The sequence below is a fragment of the Paenibacillus sp. FSL F4-0243 genome, assembly GCF_037963295.1.
Lineage (GTDB): Bacteria > Bacillota > Bacilli > Paenibacillales > Paenibacillaceae > Paenibacillus_AQ.
The window spans coordinates 4229555-4247274 of sequence record NZ_CP150151.1 but is presented as its reverse complement, the minus strand read 5'-3'; the positions used below and the strand labels follow the sequence as shown (position 1 = coordinate 4247274).

Sequence of the window (17720 nt, the reverse complement as noted above, 5' to 3'; positions counted from 1 at the left end):
GGGAGCGATACGAATCCAATATTATTAATATGTGAGTAGATATGCCATAATCATAACTGTTATTATACATATTTCAAGTGCTTAAATACTTCTTATGTTGGGTGTGGATGACGTTGTTTAAAATTGCAGTCTATTTAAAACCGTACAAAAAAGAAGCCATCATCGGTCCAATCTTCAAGCTGATGGAAGCGATTCTGGAGCTGATTTTGCCTACCATTGTCGCGTTAATCATCAATAACGGGGTAGGAAATCATGACAGTGCTTATGTATACCGTATGGGTGGCCTGATGGTGCTGATGTCTCTGCTTGGCTTCGGTTGCTCCATGGTGTGCCAATACTATGCAGCACGAGCATCTCAGGGATTCGGCACGACGCTTCGTAATAAAATGTTCAAACATATTACATCTTTATCGTACGCTGAGCTGGATACGTTCGGTACGCCTACGCTGATTAACCGGATTACCAATGACGTAAACCAGCTGCAGATTGCAGTGGCTATGCTGATTCGCCTGGTTATTCGTGCGCCGTTTATCTGCATCGGGGCTATCATAATGTCCATGATTTTGGATTTTAGATTATCGCTGATTTTAATAGCGGCAACGCCGATTTTTGGCATTATATTATATTTTATTATCACTCGAAGTGCACCTTTGTATCGAAAATACCAGCAGAAGCTGGATGCCCTTGCGCTCGTTCTTAGTGAGAATTTGTCGGGGATACGAGTCATTCGTGCTTTTGCGAAGAGACGTACAGAAAAAGAACGTTTTGATGCCTCATCTGAGGATTTAACCACTACAGCGATCCGGGTCTCGCGGATTTCCGCTTTACTTGGACCTATGACGACACTTGTAGTAAATGCGGCGATCATAGCTATTTTATGGGTAGGTGGAATTCACATTGATGGGGGGCGATTGTCTCAAGGTGAGATCATTGCCTTTATCAATTACGTCACTCAAATCTTGCTGGCACTTATAGTGGTCTCCAACTTGGTCATTATTTTTACAAAAGCCTCATCTTCTGCTAATCGTGTGAATGAAGTGCTGAGTGTCAAAGCATCCGTGTCCGAGGACGGGAATGTTGTGATGACTGAACCTGATCATACCGCTCCTGCCATATCATTCGATCATGTATCGTTTGGTTATAATACAACAGGAGAATTGGCATTAGAGGATATTTCGGTAGTCATTAACCGCGGAGAAACTGTGGGGCTGATTGGCAGTACGGGTTCTGGTAAATCTACTTTCGTGAACTTAATTCCACGTTTTTATGATGCAGTGCAAGGTGAAGTTAAAGTGGATGGAGTGAATGTCAGAGATTATAAGCTGCATCAGCTTCGAGAGAAAATAGGGATTGTGCCGCAAAAAGCAGTGTTGTTTACAGGAACAATCGCTGAGAATATTCGTTGGGGTAAGGAAGACGCAACCGAGGAAGAAATCATGCAAGCAGCCTCTGTTGCTCAGGCGGAAGAGTTTATTCGTAAATTGCCAGAAGGATTGAATACGCAGGTATCACGTGGCGGACTTAATTTATCCGGGGGGCAAAAGCAGCGCTTGACCATAGCTCGTGCAGTGGTAGGTAAGCCGTCGATTCTAATTCTGGATGACTCCTCCAGTGCGCTGGATTTCGCTACTGATGCGGCTCTACGTAAAGCGCTCAAAGAGAGCAGCCAGCAAATGACCGTACTCGTTGTCTCGCAGAGGGTGAGCACTGTAAGGCAAGCGGATAAAATTATGGTATTTGAGGAAGGGCGGATCGCCGGTGTCGGAACCCATGAGGAGCTGATGCGTGGTTGTGAAGTGTACAAAGAAATCTGCTTGTCCCAGCTATCGAGTGAGGAGTCGGGCCAATGAACAAAAACAACATTTGGAAAAGACTAATTGTATATACAGGACATTATAGAAAAATTGCTATTGGGGCAGTTATATGCGCGTTACTCAGTGTGATCGCCAGTCTAATCGGACCACTACTTATCGGTAAAGCCATTGATTTTATGATCGGACCGGGAGAGGTGGATTTTGACGCCGTACTTAGACTGCTTTTGATTCTGGCAGCGGTATATATTGTCGGCAGCTTTTTCGGATGGCTCCTTACCTATCTGACTAATCGAATCGCCTACCAGACTGTATATGACTTACGGCGGGAGCTTTTTGATAAATTAAATGTTTTGCCTTTAAAATTTCACGACAACCACCCGCAAGGAGACAGTATCAGCCGGTTTGTTAACGATATGGATGCCGTCTCTGATGGACTGCTGCAAGGTTTCTCCACACTGCTTACAGGGATCATCACCATTGTTGGGGCAATTGTGCTTATGTTGTACATCAGTCCTCTGATGACCTTAGTAGTTCTTCTGTCAGCACCCGCCACCTTTTTTGTGGCCAGATTTATTACGATGCGCTCTCAAAAGATGTTTAAAGAGCAGGCGAAGATTCTCGGTGGTCTCAATGGCTATGTGGAGGAAATGATCGGCGGGCAAAAAGTAGTCACCGCTTATCATTATGAAGAACGTGCAATGTCTCAGTTTGAAGAACAAAACGAGACATTATATCAGACCGGTGTGAAGTCACAATTTTATGGCTCCTTATCCAATCCGACAACGCGGCTAGTAAATAACGTTACGTTCTCAGTTATAGCTATGATCGGTAGTGTTATGGTAATTCGGGGTCATTTCACGGTAGGGGATCTGTCTAGTTTTTTGATCTTCTCCAACTTGTTCGCTAAGCCGTTTAATGAAATAACAGGTGTGATTACACAGCTTCAATCGGCAACTGCCTCTGCGCAGCGGATCTTCGCCATTCTCGATCTAACACCAGAACCTGCTGATTCTAAGGGCGCCAAAATCATGAGTACAAGTCAAGGAACCATTACCTTCGAAAAAGTAACCTTTGCTTATAATCCAGAACGTCCCTTGATTAACGATTTCAGTCTAGAAGTGAAGCCCGGTACCCGAGTTGCAATTGTAGGTCAGACTGGAGCAGGGAAGACGACGCTGGTAAACCTGCTCATGCGTTTCTACGATGTGGACCGTGGGTCCATCAAGATTGATGGTGTGGATATTAAGACCATTACGCGTGACAGTCTGCGACGTAATTTTGGGATGGTGCTGCAGGATACTTGGCTCTTTGGGGGCACGATCAGAGATAATATTGCTTACGGAAAACCTGGGGCTACAGAGGAGGAAGTCATCGCTGCTGCTAAAGCTGCTAATGCTCATAGCTTCATTAAACGTCTGCCTGAAGGGTATGATACGAAGATCAGTGGCTCAGGGGATAATCTCTCCCAAGGACAGAAGCAGCTGCTTACCATTGCACGAGTAATGCTTGTAGATCCGCCTATGCTCATCTTAGACGAGGCTACAAGCAGTATTGATACATTAACTGAGGTACGGATTCAGAAAGCTTTTCTGACTATGATCGCTGGTCGGACTAGCTTTGTGATTGCCCACCGATTGTCAACGATTCGGGAGTCGGATCTCATTCTTTTCATGAAGGATGGAGATATTGTGGAGAGTGGTACGCATGATCAACTCCTAGCTAGCGGTGGATATTACGCCAGATTATATAACAGTCAGTTCGCCTCAGCGTAGACTTTGTGAAGAAAAAGAAGTGTTCGACCCTATTTTGGGTGAGGATGCTTCTTTATTGTCAGTAGCATGGCATTTACTGTCCCGTAAATGAAACCTCAGATGGTTCCCTTCGTATCCTTAAATATGCAAATATTAGGGAGGGAATTCATTACAATGTCAATGTTTAAACGAATGCTCGCGAGTGCCGGAATTGGAGCGGCTAAAGTAGATCTCATGCTCCATCAAGATTTCGTGAACGCAGGTGATACGATCAGTGGTTCCGTTCGAATTCAAGGTGGCCGAGTGGATCAGGAGGTCGATGACGTCTACGCATTCGTTAAGACGCGTTACTTGAAAGAGCTGAACGATAAGAAGATGGAAGTGGAAGCGACGGTATCCAAATTCCTGTTAGCAAGTAAATTTAAAGTAGTGGCGGAGCAGGTTTATGAATTTCCCGTCTCATTCCAGCTTCCGGCGATAACGCCAGTGACGTTAGGGAGATCGCCGGTTTGGATTCAAACCGGACTTGATATTAAAGAGGCAATTGATCCAAAGGATCAGGATTATCTTCAAGTAGGCCCTCATCCATATTGTGCTATTATTTTGGATGCGATGAATCAGCTCGGGTTCCTTATTCGTGAAGTGACTTGTGAATATGCACCGCGTTATGGCAGGATCAAAGGCTTAGATTTTGTTCAAGAATTTGAATTCGTTCCCCCCTCTCAGTTCCGGAATCAACTAGACGAATTAGAAATCGTTTTCTTTCCAAATGAGGATGGCATTGAGTTGCTCCTACAAATTGATCGCAAGGCACGTGGTTTAGCTGGTTTGTTCGCCGATGCGCTTGATACAGATGAGAGCTTTGTGAAAATACGCTTTGATCACAATCAACTTGCTTACGGAGTTGACTATGTAGCTGATCAACTGCTCGCAACGATCCATAAATACGTATAAACAGGATTATAAAAGAGAGGGGAAAACCCCTCTCTTTTTTCGTTTTTATAAAGAAAAATTTATTTATATGAAGGAATGAACTAAATGGACAGGATAAACGTACTATAGTAAAACTATCCTAACATCGTATGAAACGGTAGGCATTGATTGCATGATGAAAGTTACTAATACGAATACGAACGGAGAGGGAGTGCCAAGATGTTGACAATAAAGCATTTTACCAAGAGCTATAAGGGCGGTAAAAAGGCAGTGAATGACTTGAACTTAGTGGTCGAGAAAGGTGATATTTATGGCTTTATCGGTCATAACGGCGCGGGGAAAACAACGACGATTCGGGCAGTAGTAGGTGTTCTTGATTTTGAAGAGGGGGATATCGAAATAGGTGGACATTCCATCAAAAAAGATCCTTTAGCCTGCAAAGCGATCACTGCGTATATTCCGGATAATCCAGATCTATACGATCATCTGACCGGCATTCAATACTTGAATTTTATTGGTGATCTTTTTAGTGTATCGAAAGCAGATCGGGAGTTGTTGATTAAGAAATATGGTGATGAATTTGAGATTACATCTCATTTGGGGGATTTAATCTCCTCGTATTCTCATGGTATGAAGCAGAAGCTAGCGATCATCTCAGCACTGATACATAAACCGAAGCTGTTAGTTCTGGATGAGCCCTTTGTGGGACTTGATCCAAAAGCGGCACACACGCTTAAAAAAATCATGACGGAGATTTGCAGTCAGGGCAGTGCGATCTTTTTTTCAACGCATGTACTGGATGTAGCGGAGAAGCTCTGTAATAAGATTGCCATTATCAAAGCGGGAGAATTGATTACGCATGGGAAAACAGAAGAGGTGAAGGGTGACAGCAGCCTTGAAGATGTATTTTTGGAGTTGATTAAGCATGATTAATATCTGGAGATTGACGAAGATTCAGCTGATCTCTTCCTTTGGGTTAAATAAAGCTTTGCACACACGTGATGTGAAAGAAAGACGAAAAATGCTTTGGCTGACCATCGGGATCCTAATTGGAATTGTTATGATGGCTGTGGTTTCATTTGGTTATAGCTATATGATAGCAGAGACCCTTGAACAGATTGGCCGGCCAGAGCTGCTGCTTGCGATAATGATGGCAGTTACTTGCTTAATCGGATTTTTTACAACGATCTATAAGGCTAGTGGTGTATTATTTGGCTCCAAAGACTACGATCTCGTAATGTCGCTGCCAATCAAAACGAGTCATATTGTAGCAAGTCGGGTGGCTCAGCTTTATGTGTTAAACCTATTCTTCTCTTTAATGGTGATGGTACCTGCAGGCATTGTTTATGCTATAAAGGTGAATCCCGGCGTACTATATTATTTGTATTTTTTGATTACACTGTTATTTATTCCATTAGTGCCGATCATAGCTGCAACGATTATAGGTGCTCTGATCAGCTGGGTTTCCTCAAGATTTAAAGGAAGTCGTATAATAACGCTCATCCTAACTTTTGTTGTAATTATTGCTATAATTGTTGGTTCAGGTCAAATAAATGGTAACAATCCACAATTACTTGCGGATATGAGCGCTCAAATTGCTGATCAAATATACAGCTTGTATCCTTTGACGCTTATGTATGTAAATGCGGTTTGCTCGTTTCAGTTTGATTCCTTAGTATTGTTTATTGGGTTTTCACTGATTTCTTTTATGCTGTTTACCATCGTGCTTGGTAGCAAATATAAAGCGATCCACACAGGTTTTACGACTTCTTTTTCAAAAAATAAATATCAAATGAAATCACTTGCAGTATCTTCACCGCTTTACACATTGTATAAAAAAGAGCTGCGTCGCTATTTTAGTTCTTCTATCTATGTACTTAACACGAGTATAGGCATGGTAATGTTACTTGTGTTAGCGATCGCCTTACTGTTCGTTAGTGCAGACCAACTAGGTCAACTCGTTGAGATACCAGAGCTTTCAAATTATCTGAATCGACTGGCTCCACTGTTTGTTTCCGTTTTTGTAACTTTAAGCTGTACGACATCCAGTTCTATTTCGCTCGAAGGTAATAATATTTGGATTTTAAAAAGCGCACCTGTGCCGACAATAACGATATTGCTAAGTAAAATCGCAGTGAATCTTACGATTACCGTGCCGATTGTAGTTGTCAGTAGTGTGCTCCTCATGATATCTCTAGACACCGGATGGATGGAAAGTTTGCTATTATTGGTTATTCCCGTCTTATATGCTTGTCTTACTGCAATGACTGGTGTACTCGTTAATTTGAAGTTACCTAAACTGGAGTGGACAAATGAAGTATCGGTAGTCAAACAAAGCGCATCCGTCTTAGTGGCGATGTTGATAGGCTTTATAAGCTTACTGATTCCAGTTGGTTTGAGTCTTCTTCTAGCCGATCTAAACGGTAATCTCATATTGTTAGGCATTGGATTATTGATATTAGTGGTGTGTGGTACGATTTATCGATACATTCAGTCCAAAGGGGAGCTTTTATTTCGGGCTCTTTAAATCATAGGGGGATCCTAAAAGTCGTAACGGCTAGTGGGATGCCCTATTTTTTTTGCGCTCTACCAATATTTTAGCAGTGTTTATAGCTTCTATCCTTGGTATAATTCGAAGATTATATCCGAGGAGGATCATCTCGTGAACAATAGATTTGGAAGATTTGTAATTACGATACTTGTATTAGTGCTTGTAGCTGGAATATTTATTCAACATATATCGGCTGATGATGAGGCGCCTTTTAAGGATATAGATACTAGTTATGCTAAAAATGAAATTATAGATTTGTATCACCGCAACATATTAACCGGCACAACGGCGACAAGCTTCTCACCTACTAAATCGATTACTAGAGCGGAATTCATTACGGTTCTTGACCGTCTGCTAAAGCTTGATCCGGCAGTCAGTCCAGTATCTCCTTATACAGATGTAGCTAAAAAAGCTTGGTATTACGGCTGGATACAGGCAGCTGTTCAGCTTGAGCTGGCTAACGGCACATCGGCAACTACTTTCGCGCCGGCAAAAGCAGTAACAAGGCAGGAAGCGGCTGTATGGATGGTCAAAGCTTTAAAGCAAACAAACCATACCTCTGCTCTAACTTCGTTCAATGATCGAAATAAAATTGCTAGCTGGGCAAGATCAGCTGTTGCAACTGTAAATGATCTAGGTTTAATGAAGGGGGATAATCGCAAGAATTTCCGACCCTCTGATCCTATAACTAGACAGGAAACTGCCGTCCTCATTGACCGAGTGCTGCAAAATGAGAGTTGGGCAGCAGAACTCGATGATGAGCCGGAGGAGCGAATCGTTCTAGGCTGGCAATATGGGCAGACGACGGCACAATATGAGAATACAGTTCTGAAATCCAACGTTAACACCTTATCACCACGGTGGTATTATGTAGGAAAAACAGGTGCAGTAACGGATTCAACGGATGCTTCGCTGATCACATGGGCAAAGAAGAATAATAAGAAAATATGGGCGATGGTAGGCAATCGATCGGATCAAGAAGCGACCCATCAAATGTTGTCGAGTGTAACCACAAGGAATACGGCAGTAAATCAATTAGTAGCTTTAGTGAGCAAATATAGATTAGATGGACTAAACATTGATTTTGAAAATGTAGCGCCTGACGATCGTGCGTATTTGACCTCATTCATTACATTATTAGCTGAGAAAATGCATGCTCTTAACGCGACGCTGTCGATAGACGTATCTCCTGATCTTGGAACAGATTGGACAGATGCTTTTGACTACGCTGCACTAGGTAAGCAAGTGAACTATATGGTGATGATGGGTTATGACGAACATTATGATGGGAGTAAGCTTCCAGGACCTAATGCTTCAATTCCTTTTGATCAACATGCAGTGGATACAGTACTAAAGGTCGTACCCAGCCAAAAGGTTATATTGGCACTGCCTTTATATAATCGTGACTGGACATTGAATCAGAATGATACGGTTTCATCTTCAAAGTATATCTCGCTTCCGGAGCAAAATCAGATTATTAGTAGCTATGGAATGAAGCCCGTATGGAATGAGACTTTAGGACAATATGTTGCCAACTATTCGAAGCAGTCCATAAAGCACACGATCTGGATTGAGGATGGCCGTTCATTAATAGCAAAATACGATTTAAGCGTTAAGAACAATCTAGCCGGAATCGCTTATTGGTATATAGGTGGGGAAAGCGCAGATATATGGTCTAGCGTAAGTAATGCAGAGAAATTTTACGATTATACGTTTTAAAAAGAAAGACTGGATGCATATAGCTACCTTGCTATGGCATTCAGTCTTTTTATTTAGTTATCACAGCGCAACAACAGCACGTTACGGTGAAAGCTCTTGGCACGCAACATATACACTAAATATATATATTTGAGGAATTATAAGTCATAATCATCCATATAAAAGTTACATTTTTCACTAGTATGAAATAATTAATAAATGCTATATTTTTCTTGAGCAATTATACATATGGAGGAATTCAAAGGATGCCATCAATTACAGAAACAATTCAACTGATCGAATCAAAAGAATTTCAAAGAACACTAGAAAGTCTGTATGGTGATGTTCCATCTATCATAAACGATCAAAAGCAAAGATATAAAACCTTGGCTCAGGAATATGTGAAAAAATTTGCAGAGGGCGATGTTTTTCTCTTTAGCTCACCAGGGCGCAGTGAAATTAGTGGCAATCATACAGATCATAATCTGGGTAAAGTAATTGCTGCCAGTATAAACATGGATTGTATTGGAGCGGCTGCGAAAAATGATCAAAATATTATTCGTATAAAAAGCATTACCTATAACGAAGACTTCATTATTGATTTGAATTCGAGTGGGAATAGCCTTAACCTTTCAGGAACATATACCTTAGTTAAAGGGATTTTGGACGGTTTTGAACGGTACGGTTATAAATTAGGCGGTTTTGATGTTTGTATCACAAGTGATGTTATAAGTGCAGCAGGTGTAAGCTCATCAGCTTCTTTTGAGATGTTGATATGTTCTATTATTAATTTCTTCTACAACAATAACGAGATGGATGTCGTTACCTGTGCCAAGATAGGCCAATATGCAGAGAATTCAGAGTGGAACAAACAATCGGGTTTGCTCGACCAAATTGCTTGTGGATATGGGGGACTAATTTCGATTGATTTAAAAAACATCGAGGCTCCACTGATCACTACATTAAATTTTTCATCTATTGACAAAGGTTATGAGTTATTCATTGTCCCTACAGGTGCAAACCATGCAGATTTAAGTGAAGAATACTCCTCAATTCCAACAGAAATGAAGGCTGTTGCCCGAGAACTTGGGAAAAATGTGCTTCGTGATTTAGAAAAGCAAGATATATTGGACAACCTGGACAAACTTAGAGAGAGTGTTGGGGATAGAGCTGTATTGAGAGCACTGCATTTCTATGAGGAAAACATTCGAGTTGATCAACAAGTAGAAGCTTTGACAGGCGATAATGCAAACAGCTTCATAAGACTCGTAAATGAATCTGGAAACTCATCTTGGAAATGGCTGCAAAATTGCTATTCTAACTCTACTCCTACTGAACAGGGCGTGACATTATATTTAGCATTAACTGAGCTGTTTATCAAGGAGAAGGGGGCCGGAGCCTGCAGGGTACATGGAGGCGGTTTTGCCGGAGTTATAATGGCTTTATTGCCAAAAGAATATACGGATTCCTATAAAGCATATATGCACTCATTTGGTGTTGAGCAGATTTATCCTGTCCGTATTCGTAAGCATGGTGCTATTAATTTGAATTTATTATAGGCGTTAATCAGCCGGCACCTAGTTAGCATATAGCTATATACTTGGTGCCGATTTTTTTTCTGATGATGTTCTGGTTCACGAAATATGAGAATATTAAATGAGTGTTTTAGTCATTATAAAATCAATTTGTTCTTCATTACCCATATAGAAAGAGTGAGTCCCTGTTTGAACGAAATTCATTTTTTCATAGAATTTAATTGCATTCTCATTTTTTTCCCAAACGCCTAACCAAATCTTCTCTTTATTCTGATCTTTTGCTATGTCTAAAGCCTTATTCATCAGGTATTTACCTAGTCCCCGTTTATGAAATTTCCCCCTGATATAAATCCTCTCGATTTCAAGCGAATCATTACCCATTTTTTCTGATTGGGCATCATTAAAGTTTAGCTTTAAATATCCTGCAACTTCTTTATTCAAAAAAATAAAATAGAATTCCGAACAATTATTCAATAATTCTTTTCCTAATTGTTTCAAATTAAAAGCACGATCTAAGTAAGCATTCATAATTGCAGGTGAGTTTTGATTCTGAAATGTATCGTTAAATGTTTCAACACTGATTTCTTGGAGTAGCCCTAAATCTTCAAACGTACACCTTTTTATTTTTATGGTCATTTTTATTTGTCCTCCGTTTACTAAGTCAATAATCTCTTTTGTTTCCTTTTTTGACTAACTCCCAGTCTTTTTCTACATTTTTTCTGACTCTCTGCAGCAAGGTAAACATAGTTTCTACTTCACTCTCAGAGAATCCAGATAATGCGACCTTATTGGAGTAATCGTTTTCCCTTTTTATGTAAGGGTACAAAGTAACCCCTTTCTCTGTAGGAAATAGTTTTTTTATTTTTTTATTTTGATTGTCTTCTTTCTTTTCTATAAATCCATTGATTTCTAATTTCTTAATTGCACGTGAAGCTGTTGTTCGATCTACTTTTATCATCTCAGCTAACTTTTCTTGAATTATTCCTGGGTTTTCACATATTCGAACAAGGTACAAATATTGCCCTTTTGTAAGGTCATGTTCTGCAAATTCTATATTGCTTATTGAATCTAATGCCCTAGCTATCATTCCAATTTCACGTAGGATTTCCTTCATAAATAACTCCTTAGCGCGTATTTTGTTGTAAATGCAATAAATAATATATATTAACTTATCTCATAATTGTTGCATTTGCAATAAAAAATAAATAAATAAAATAGCGAGGTGAGTAAAGTGAAGCGTGACTTCTATGTATTAAAAATTTATAAAACTAACTCTTGGTATTTCACGATTGGAAGCCTTTATAAAAAGACTGGATAGCAACATGGTTATGCTGCTATCCAGTCTTTTTATTGGGTTATTACCGCACAAATGGTAGTCTCTCGTTATTGAACAGTGTCCGGTAACATCAGCAAATAACTCGATCTGGCCAAAGTCTGCATTTCGTATTTCATTAATTCAGTTTCGAGTGACGTATTTTTTGAAGTTTTTTACTTTAATAACTTTAACACTTTTTGATAAAAGCTTCTTGTCGCTGACGATCCAGGTGTGATCTTTGGAGTTTTTTCTACGAATTGCAGCGAAGTTATACTTATTACCTGCGTAAATCTTAAAGCCATGAGCTGCGCAATCAGCACAAAATTTAACGCATTCACCTCTGTTCCGATTTGGAAAAGAAATCTGATCGAACACCTTGCGTTTAATGAGTAGGGTCGCACCTTGAACATTGGTTACATATTTATTCTCCATTCGGAGGTAACGAAGCAAAAGTAACTTCTTATCATTCAAATACATATAGTGAGCCCGTTTTCCAACGATATCTGCTTTAGTCTTATGGAGTATTTGCATGCTATCAGTTAAATAGTTGGAAGCGTAATAATCGTCATCATCAAATTTTGCAATATAACTATAATTCGCTAATTGCACACCAAAATTCAAACAATAACCGAGAGAATGATGTTCCGGTACTTTAAAAACCCACACATTCTTATGTTTTTTTGCAGCAGCTGTATAGTCATCTATCTTCAAACTATCATTATTTATGATTACGATAAGTTCTTTAAGATTAAAATTTTGTCGTCGATAGTTATCAAACAGTGTATTTATACAGTCAGCTCGTTTCGTACAGGTCAGAATAGATACAGCAGATATAGTGGAATCTGTAGCCCGTTTCATAATTTGATCTTTGGACTGCGTCCAACAAATGCTTTGTAATTTTTAATATTACGGATGATCTTATGGTTTGCTATTAAAGTGCTATCACTGATGATCCATGTGTGCTTTGAAGAGTTTTTTCTACGGATGGCTACGAAGTTATTCTTACTCGCAGAATAAACCTTATAACCTTTCTTTCTGCTTCTGCTGCAAAAAAGATCATCTTCACCCACGTTTTTATTAGGGAATTTCACATGATCGAATACTTTACGTTTGAAGACGAGTGTAGCGCCTGGGAGATGGGTAACTGTTCGATGTTCGTCATGCGCGAAACGAAGGATTAAAGTCTTTGAACCACTTAAATACATATAATGAGCTCGTTTTCCAAGAATATCAGCATTTGTTCTATTTAATGTCTGAATACTTTCTGTCAAATAATGAGGGGCATAATAATCGTCGTCATCGAATTTGGCGATGGTATGATATTTGCATTTCGTTACGGCATAGTTTAAGCATGAACCCAGAGTTTGATGTTCTGGCTTACGAAATATCTTTATGTTTTTGTGATTATTAGCTAACTGTTGGTAAGGAGATAGTGGAATTGCATTGTTATTGATAATAATGATGAGTTCTTTTTGGGCATATCGTTGTCTGTTGTAATTTTGGAGTAGGTTGTTTAAATAATTTTGACGATTTGTACAGGTAATAATGGAAACACCATTCATTTAACCAACCCCTTAGATGCTTTTTTATTTGGGAAAAGTCTCATAATACGATATGTCCAAGTTAGGATAGAGTAACGGCATATCAACCTCAGGGATGCAAAAATGGATTTTTATAAAGAACACAAGATCACAGTCATGACTGTGTTATCGAGATCTAACTCAGCTTGAAGCAACAATACAGTATCTCTCCCTAGTAAAGGTCATTTCCAAAATTCAGGTGAAAAGTAGGAAGACTCAGGACAAATGATCACTATAATGGAAATAAGAGACATACTTAGATACAATCTATAGGATATAAATAAGAATCAGTCTGAATAAGAAAGCGATTAGAGGAGGCCATCTCGTGGGAAGATCATTCGCAAATTTGCATATCAAGTCGAACAACCTTGATAAGACTGTCGAAGCATTAAGAGAGCTAAGCGAAGGGCATGCCACAGTATTAGGCAAGCCAAATACTGAGGCTCAAAAGTTCAATGTTGTCATGTATGTAAGCAAAAGCAACGAGTACTGGATCAGCGTGCTCCATGATTATTTTGTATGGGGTACGGTGAAGGAGATCGGCAAAACGCTGTCTCGGCTTATCGAGGAGCCAGTGATGACCGCCGGATATATAAATGAGGAAATATTCGAGTTGTCGTTGTTCGAGAATGGAGATATTGAGGCCGAAAGAATCTTTTGTGAACAGTGGACGAGGGATGAATATGAACAACTTAAAGAAGAGCGTCTTAACGATGACTATTTGCAGAAAGCGTTGGATATCCGCAATGAGGATTTTGACGACTTCATTAGCATTACGAGTCCGGCACAAGCCGTAGATAAGCTGTCAGAACTCGTAAGAATGTCATTATGGAGCGATTGGGAGTGGATCCCGCACGAAGAAACTCTCAAAGAACGATTTGCGAAATATGAATTTTGAAAATACATGAGCAAATGGCTAAAGTCATCTGAGATGACACTTTAGAACATGGCGGTGAGAGAAAAGAAATGGATAGATTAAAGAACAGCGGATTTTATAAACTTAGATTCTTCTTAAGGCCGGAAGAGTTTGAAAGCGTTTTGAAGCTTTTTGAACATAAGCAAGCGCAATTTTATCTAACCAATTATGCCCAGACAGAGCATGACCAGAATCAGGTGTATGAGGCGTATCAGTCATTTTATCATTATTTTACGGCAGAGGAAAAAAGGAATGATGGTCACCCATTCTTTGTTTATTCCATTTCTGTTGCGTCTGATAATGAAGGCTCCGGATTTTTTGCGAGAAATGAAGGTGTCCATTTTCCCTATTACGGACAATGGGCAGAGGATGAATTGCCGTGTATCTTGTTTTCATTTCCTAAAGGCTTTCAAATGGATTTGGAAGATGAAAACGGGAAGTATTATATCTATGAGGATATCAGGGATCATAAGCCGTTAACATATAAGTTTTTCGATGAAATAAAAGACTCTATTAATAAAATGACAAAGCCGCTTCGCTTCTCGACGCATGACGCAGATGCTATGAAAGAGCAAAAGCCTTCTGTGCGTATAAGCCATGATGCGATTCACGATTTGAGCAAATCGTGGATTTTCAGTAAATACGGGCTTGTGATCAATGGCAAAAAAGGAGGATTAATGGATGCGGAAAATATGGAGAAAAAGAATTCTGATCAATAATCCTGCCCTGCTGGACCGGGATCTGATCGAGCGGGATTTGCACGACGGTAACCAAGTGATTATTCAATTTTCTCACCCGGATTTTTATGGCTCCATATTGGAAGAAGTGGATGAGCTTTGCGCGCGCTGGAATGAGGATTTCGGAGTACGTTTCTACGCCCACTATTCGCTGTCTTTTGATTGTCATACTCTCTTGCGGATTCCTCATGTGAAAATGCTGCACCTCGATAGTCTCACCCAGGCACATAACACTGAAGCATTGGCGAAGCTGGATCACCTGCGCAGTTTGAGCATAGGCATATACGAGCTGGAGAATTCGGAAATTCTGGGGATTGATACGTTGCACTCTCTAAATAAATTAAACATTATCTCGGATAAAAAGACCCTCAACCTGCAATATTTTAGAGAGTTCTCTGATCTGGAGGAATTGCATGTAGGGGGTAAGGTTAAAAACCTTGATGCTATAGGTTATCTGGAGAACTTGAATTATCTCGCGCTGCATTCGATCAGCAAACTGCCGTTACATTGTATTAACCGGCTGAGGAAGCTGGAGCACCTTCGCATTTTGCTTGGAGGCCGGGAGCACATTCATGAAATTGAAGAGAATACAATCGAGAACCTGGAGATTACTAGAGTCCGCGGCTTCCATGACCTGACCAATATTACAGCCTTTCAAGCGCTGAAGAGACTTGTTATTGAGGATCAAATCCAACTGAAGGAAATCAGCTTTAACCAGGAAATGAAGGCACTGGAGGAACTTTCTATTAGGAATTGTAAAGGCTTAACCCGTTTGACGGGAATGGAGCAACTACCTTTGCTGCACACGCTTCGAATTCTCAAGACGGCAATCGATTTTGATTCCTTTATCCATCAGAAACTTCCGAATTCTTTATCTTCAGTGGAGTTTGCAACTTTCAAAAGTAAAGCAGACCGGGAAATACAACAATCTTTAGCAAAATTGGGTTTTCAATAAAAGGTAGGATCGTTCAGTTAACAGGAGGAGTATTTATGTACATCGTATCTCAGCCAAAACCGCTATCTGACGGCCAAAACCAAGCACTTGCGAAGGAAGACGTTACTGTTTATCCACAGGGCTACCTCCGGTTTTTGCGGCGATTCGGTGAAGGGACTTACAGAGGGTGGTTGAATGTTCAGCTTCCCAATGCGGAGGTGCTTAAACCTTTTGTCGAGTACGGATTATGGGAGCATGACGAAAACAGCCCCATTAGTGAGCAACAGATCGGCGAGTGTATCGTTATAGGTACAACGGTGGACGGTGATTTTCTGGCAGTACATCCCCAGACAGCTAGGCTGCTCTGGCTACCTCGGCATGCGGAGCACGTAAAGGCGATTTCCCTGCAGGCACGGGAGCAGGAAGACGAAGGGATGTACGCCTTGGTGCTGGATGAAATATATCGTCAGGTGTATGGAATCAGCCAAGGGGAGAGCATCTACTATGAACCGTGGACGGGCACTCGGAGCCATCTCTTTTTGCGTTTGCCACAAGGACAGGATCAGCTTACGCTGCCCGAACTGGCCGACTTATGCCAAAACGAATTTCCGCCGGATTTGTCCATTGAGAATGCCTATGCTTGTTTCCTGTTCTACCGGCAGCTGGGCGGCTATGTACGATTGAATTATGCCTACCAGCAAGAGGTGGCTGTCTTCTATGAACAGGATACGGGGCAGGCGTTTGAAGTTATGGAGCAGTGGCTCTTGTCGAAAGGCTGCGAAGCGATCTCAGAAAATAACAGATGATCCGGATACTCCTTTAGTGTGGGAGAGGGAGGTATGTATGAAACTAGTTTTTACTTTGGATACACATGGAACGTGTGTGGGTCAATTGAGAGATGAGCTGCTGCCCTTAGAGGAATTAGCAAATACATGGAAGTTTCCCTATGATATCTTTTTTGTATTGCGTGTTTTACCTGAAAGTTATGGTCGAACAACATCCAGACGTTTTGATAGCAGGGATCATACCCTCGAATTAGATATCAGCATAAGTTATGAACAGTACCAACGGATGTCCAAGCATGAGCAACGTGAGGTATTAGGCAGTCACCTTTGTAACTATTTGTCAGAGTCAGTCGCTAAATATAATAAGCATGCAGATAAGGAAACTCATAATCAACTACTGGATCTGGTGAAAAAATGGATGCTTGAAAACAATTGGCTAAATGGAAAGTTAAATCAAGCACGGAAACTACTTTCGCAAGACATGGGTCTTTATGAAGTCAGCCAAAAATTGCAGATGCCATTAGAAGAGATTGAGTATATCCTTCTCCGTATGAATGACTATGAGCCAACTGACGTTCATCCTGATAACATTGTAGCAGGAAAAGCGCCGCATAATCATTTGTAGAAGATTGGAGAGATATCCAAAACTTACAATAAACCCATGTATAAGGAGAGGGGATCGAACTTATGTATGAGCGTTTGGCAGAAAAACTGAAAACGACCTCCGCTTTAAAATGGTTTCCTGGCCATGGTGCGGAAGAAAGCTGGATAGCAGAAGCTGAAGAGGAATTAGGATTCTGCCTGCCGCCATCTTATCGCTGGTGGCTGGTTCATTACGGTAATGCCCGGTTGGGAGACGGCAATATTCTAGCGATCGCAGCTCCGGAACATAGAGAGTATTACGACGGCGACCTTCTTTACATACATAGACTGAATAAAGCCGAGGAATGGTGGGTAGGTCGGTTTCCCCACAGACTGGACTTGTTCGTGCCGGATAGCGACGAGCTTTATTTTTTTGATACGTCTACTAGAGATAAACAGGGGGAATTTCCGATCATGTGTTATGATCTCATGAATGATTTGATCGACAAGTATGCTTCAACGTTTGCGGAATTTCTAGAACGTCTGATTGACGAGCGTTCTTAAATAACCTGAGCTGATCGACTAATGG

General features: G+C 40.6%; 17 protein-coding genes. 13 read left to right on the top strand and 4 right to left on the bottom strand.

Annotated features, from left to right (window positions below):
* The first annotated feature begins 113 nt into the window (after positions 1 to 113).
* From NSS87_RS18855 to NSS87_RS18825, 7 genes are all read left to right on the top strand, one after another.
* Complete coding sequence (locus tag NSS87_RS18855; protein ID WP_339242051.1) at positions 114 to 1850, top strand: ABC transporter ATP-binding protein; 1737 nt, start codon at positions 114 to 116, stop codon at positions 1848 to 1850.
* Complete coding sequence (locus tag NSS87_RS18850) at positions 1847 to 3586, top strand: ABC transporter ATP-binding protein (protein ID WP_339242049.1); 1740 nt, start codon at positions 1847 to 1849, stop codon at positions 3584 to 3586. Before NSS87_RS18855 ends, NSS87_RS18850 begins: the two co-directional genes overlap by 4 nt.
* A gap of 153 nt (positions 3587 to 3739) precedes the next feature.
* The gene (locus NSS87_RS18845) at positions 3740 to 4519 is read left to right on the top strand and encodes a sporulation protein (protein ID WP_339242048.1); all 780 of its coding nucleotides are present in this window, start codon (positions 3740 to 3742) and stop codon (positions 4517 to 4519) included.
* 198 nt (positions 4520 to 4717) lie between these two features.
* Positions 4718 to 5431, top strand: a complete 714-nt coding sequence (locus tag NSS87_RS18840) for an ABC transporter ATP-binding protein (RefSeq protein ID WP_042189353.1) — start codon at positions 4718 to 4720, stop codon at positions 5429 to 5431.
* Complete coding sequence (locus NSS87_RS18835) at positions 5424 to 7025, top strand: hypothetical protein (RefSeq protein ID WP_339242046.1); 1602 nt, start codon at positions 5424 to 5426, stop codon at positions 7023 to 7025. The genes NSS87_RS18840 and NSS87_RS18835 overlap by 8 nt, the downstream gene beginning before the upstream one ends.
* A gap of 135 nt (positions 7026 to 7160) precedes the next feature.
* Complete coding sequence (locus NSS87_RS18830) at positions 7161 to 8768, top strand: S-layer homology domain-containing protein (RefSeq protein ID WP_339242044.1); 1608 nt, start codon at positions 7161 to 7163, stop codon at positions 8766 to 8768.
* 245 nt (positions 8769 to 9013) lie between these two features.
* Positions 9014 to 10306 carry a galactokinase family protein gene (locus NSS87_RS18825; RefSeq protein ID WP_339242042.1) on the top strand — a complete coding sequence of 431 codons (1293 nt, stop codon included), beginning with the start codon at positions 9014 to 9016 and terminating at the stop codon, positions 10304 to 10306.
* A gap of 93 nt (positions 10307 to 10399) precedes the next feature.
* On the opposite strand, the gene NSS87_RS18820 is transcribed toward NSS87_RS18825, so the two are convergent.
* The 4 genes from NSS87_RS18820 to NSS87_RS18805 all read right to left on the bottom strand — a co-directional run bounded on the left by NSS87_RS18820 (position 10400) and on the right by NSS87_RS18805 (position 13159).
* A complete protein-coding gene (locus tag NSS87_RS18820; RefSeq protein ID WP_339242040.1) occupies positions 10400 to 10918 on the bottom strand; it encodes a GNAT family N-acetyltransferase in 519 nt (172 codons plus the stop codon).
* Positions 10919 to 10943: 25 nt separating this feature from the next.
* Positions 10944 to 11396, bottom strand: a complete 453-nt coding sequence (locus NSS87_RS18815) for a MarR family transcriptional regulator (protein WP_339242038.1) — start codon at positions 11394 to 11396, stop codon at positions 10944 to 10946.
* 342 nt (positions 11397 to 11738) lie between these two features.
* Positions 11739 to 12455, bottom strand: a complete 717-nt coding sequence (locus NSS87_RS18810) for a glycosyltransferase family A protein (protein WP_042189343.1) — start codon at positions 12453 to 12455, stop codon at positions 11739 to 11741.
* Positions 12452 to 13159, bottom strand: a complete 708-nt coding sequence (locus NSS87_RS18805; protein WP_339242036.1) for a glycosyltransferase — start codon at positions 13157 to 13159, stop codon at positions 12452 to 12454. Before NSS87_RS18805 ends, NSS87_RS18810 begins: the two co-directional genes overlap by 4 nt.
* A gap of 343 nt (positions 13160 to 13502) precedes the next feature.
* On the opposite strand from NSS87_RS18805, the gene NSS87_RS18800 reads away from it, so the two are divergent.
* The 6 genes from NSS87_RS18800 (at position 13503) to NSS87_RS18775 (ending at position 17695) form a co-directional block, all read left to right on the top strand.
* Positions 13503 to 14075, top strand: a complete 573-nt coding sequence (locus tag NSS87_RS18800; RefSeq protein WP_042189340.1) for a hypothetical protein — start codon at positions 13503 to 13505, stop codon at positions 14073 to 14075.
* A gap of 68 nt (positions 14076 to 14143) precedes the next feature.
* Entirely contained in the window at positions 14144 to 14812 is a 669-nt protein-coding gene (locus NSS87_RS18795; protein ID WP_339242034.1) for a hypothetical protein, read from the top strand.
* Positions 14775 to 15785 (top strand): hypothetical protein, encoded by a 1011-nt coding sequence (locus NSS87_RS18790; protein ID WP_339242031.1) that lies wholly within the window; start codon positions 14775 to 14777, stop codon positions 15783 to 15785. Before NSS87_RS18795 ends, NSS87_RS18790 begins: the two co-directional genes overlap by 38 nt.
* Before the next feature lie 35 nt (positions 15786 to 15820).
* Entirely contained in the window at positions 15821 to 16570 is a 750-nt protein-coding gene (locus NSS87_RS18785; RefSeq protein ID WP_339242029.1) for a hypothetical protein, read from the top strand.
* 37 nt (positions 16571 to 16607) lie between these two features.
* Complete coding sequence (locus tag NSS87_RS18780) at positions 16608 to 17174, top strand: hypothetical protein (protein ID WP_339242028.1); 567 nt, start codon at positions 16608 to 16610, stop codon at positions 17172 to 17174.
* 62 nt (positions 17175 to 17236) lie between these two features.
* The gene (locus tag NSS87_RS18775; protein WP_042189330.1) at positions 17237 to 17695 is read left to right on the top strand and encodes an SMI1/KNR4 family protein; all 459 of its coding nucleotides are present in this window, start codon (positions 17237 to 17239) and stop codon (positions 17693 to 17695) included.
* The last annotated feature ends 25 nt before the right edge of the window (positions 17696 to 17720 follow it).

What these genes read in the sequence shown, in the direction of transcription:
- NSS87_RS18850 (WP_339242049.1), top strand. Translation starts at nt 1,847, where the DNA reads ATGAACAAAAACAACATTTGGAAAAGACTAATTGTATATACAGGACAT.
- NSS87_RS18845 (WP_339242048.1), top strand. Translation starts at nt 3,740, where the DNA reads ATGTCAATGTTTAAACGAATGCTCGCGAGTGCCGGAATTGGAGCGGCT.
- NSS87_RS18840 (WP_042189353.1), top strand. Translation starts at nt 4,718, where the DNA reads ATGTTGACAATAAAGCATTTTACCAAGAGCTATAAGGGCGGTAAAAAG.
- NSS87_RS18835 (WP_339242046.1), top strand. Translation starts at nt 5,424, where the DNA reads ATGATTAATATCTGGAGATTGACGAAGATTCAGCTGATCTCTTCCTTT.
- NSS87_RS18825 (WP_339242042.1), top strand. Translation starts at nt 9,014, where the DNA reads ATGCCATCAATTACAGAAACAATTCAACTGATCGAATCAAAAGAATTT.
- NSS87_RS18820 (WP_339242040.1), bottom strand. Translation starts at nt 10,918, where the DNA reads ATGACCATAAAAATAAAAAGGTGTACGTTTGAAGATTTAGGGCTACTC.
- NSS87_RS18815 (WP_339242038.1), bottom strand. Translation starts at nt 11,396, where the DNA reads ATGAAGGAAATCCTACGTGAAATTGGAATGATAGCTAGGGCATTAGAT.
- NSS87_RS18810 (WP_042189343.1), bottom strand. Translation starts at nt 12,455, where the DNA reads ATGAAACGGGCTACAGATTCCACTATATCTGCTGTATCTATTCTGACC.
- NSS87_RS18805 (WP_339242036.1), bottom strand. Translation starts at nt 13,159, where the DNA reads ATGAATGGTGTTTCCATTATTACCTGTACAAATCGTCAAAATTATTTA.
- NSS87_RS18795 (WP_339242034.1), top strand. Translation starts at nt 14,144, where the DNA reads ATGGATAGATTAAAGAACAGCGGATTTTATAAACTTAGATTCTTCTTA.
- NSS87_RS18790 (WP_339242031.1), top strand. Translation starts at nt 14,775, where the DNA reads ATGCGGAAAATATGGAGAAAAAGAATTCTGATCAATAATCCTGCCCTG.
- NSS87_RS18785 (WP_339242029.1), top strand. Translation starts at nt 15,821, where the DNA reads ATGTACATCGTATCTCAGCCAAAACCGCTATCTGACGGCCAAAACCAA.
- NSS87_RS18780 (WP_339242028.1), top strand. Translation starts at nt 16,608, where the DNA reads ATGAAACTAGTTTTTACTTTGGATACACATGGAACGTGTGTGGGTCAA.
- NSS87_RS18775 (WP_042189330.1), top strand. Translation starts at nt 17,237, where the DNA reads ATGTATGAGCGTTTGGCAGAAAAACTGAAAACGACCTCCGCTTTAAAA.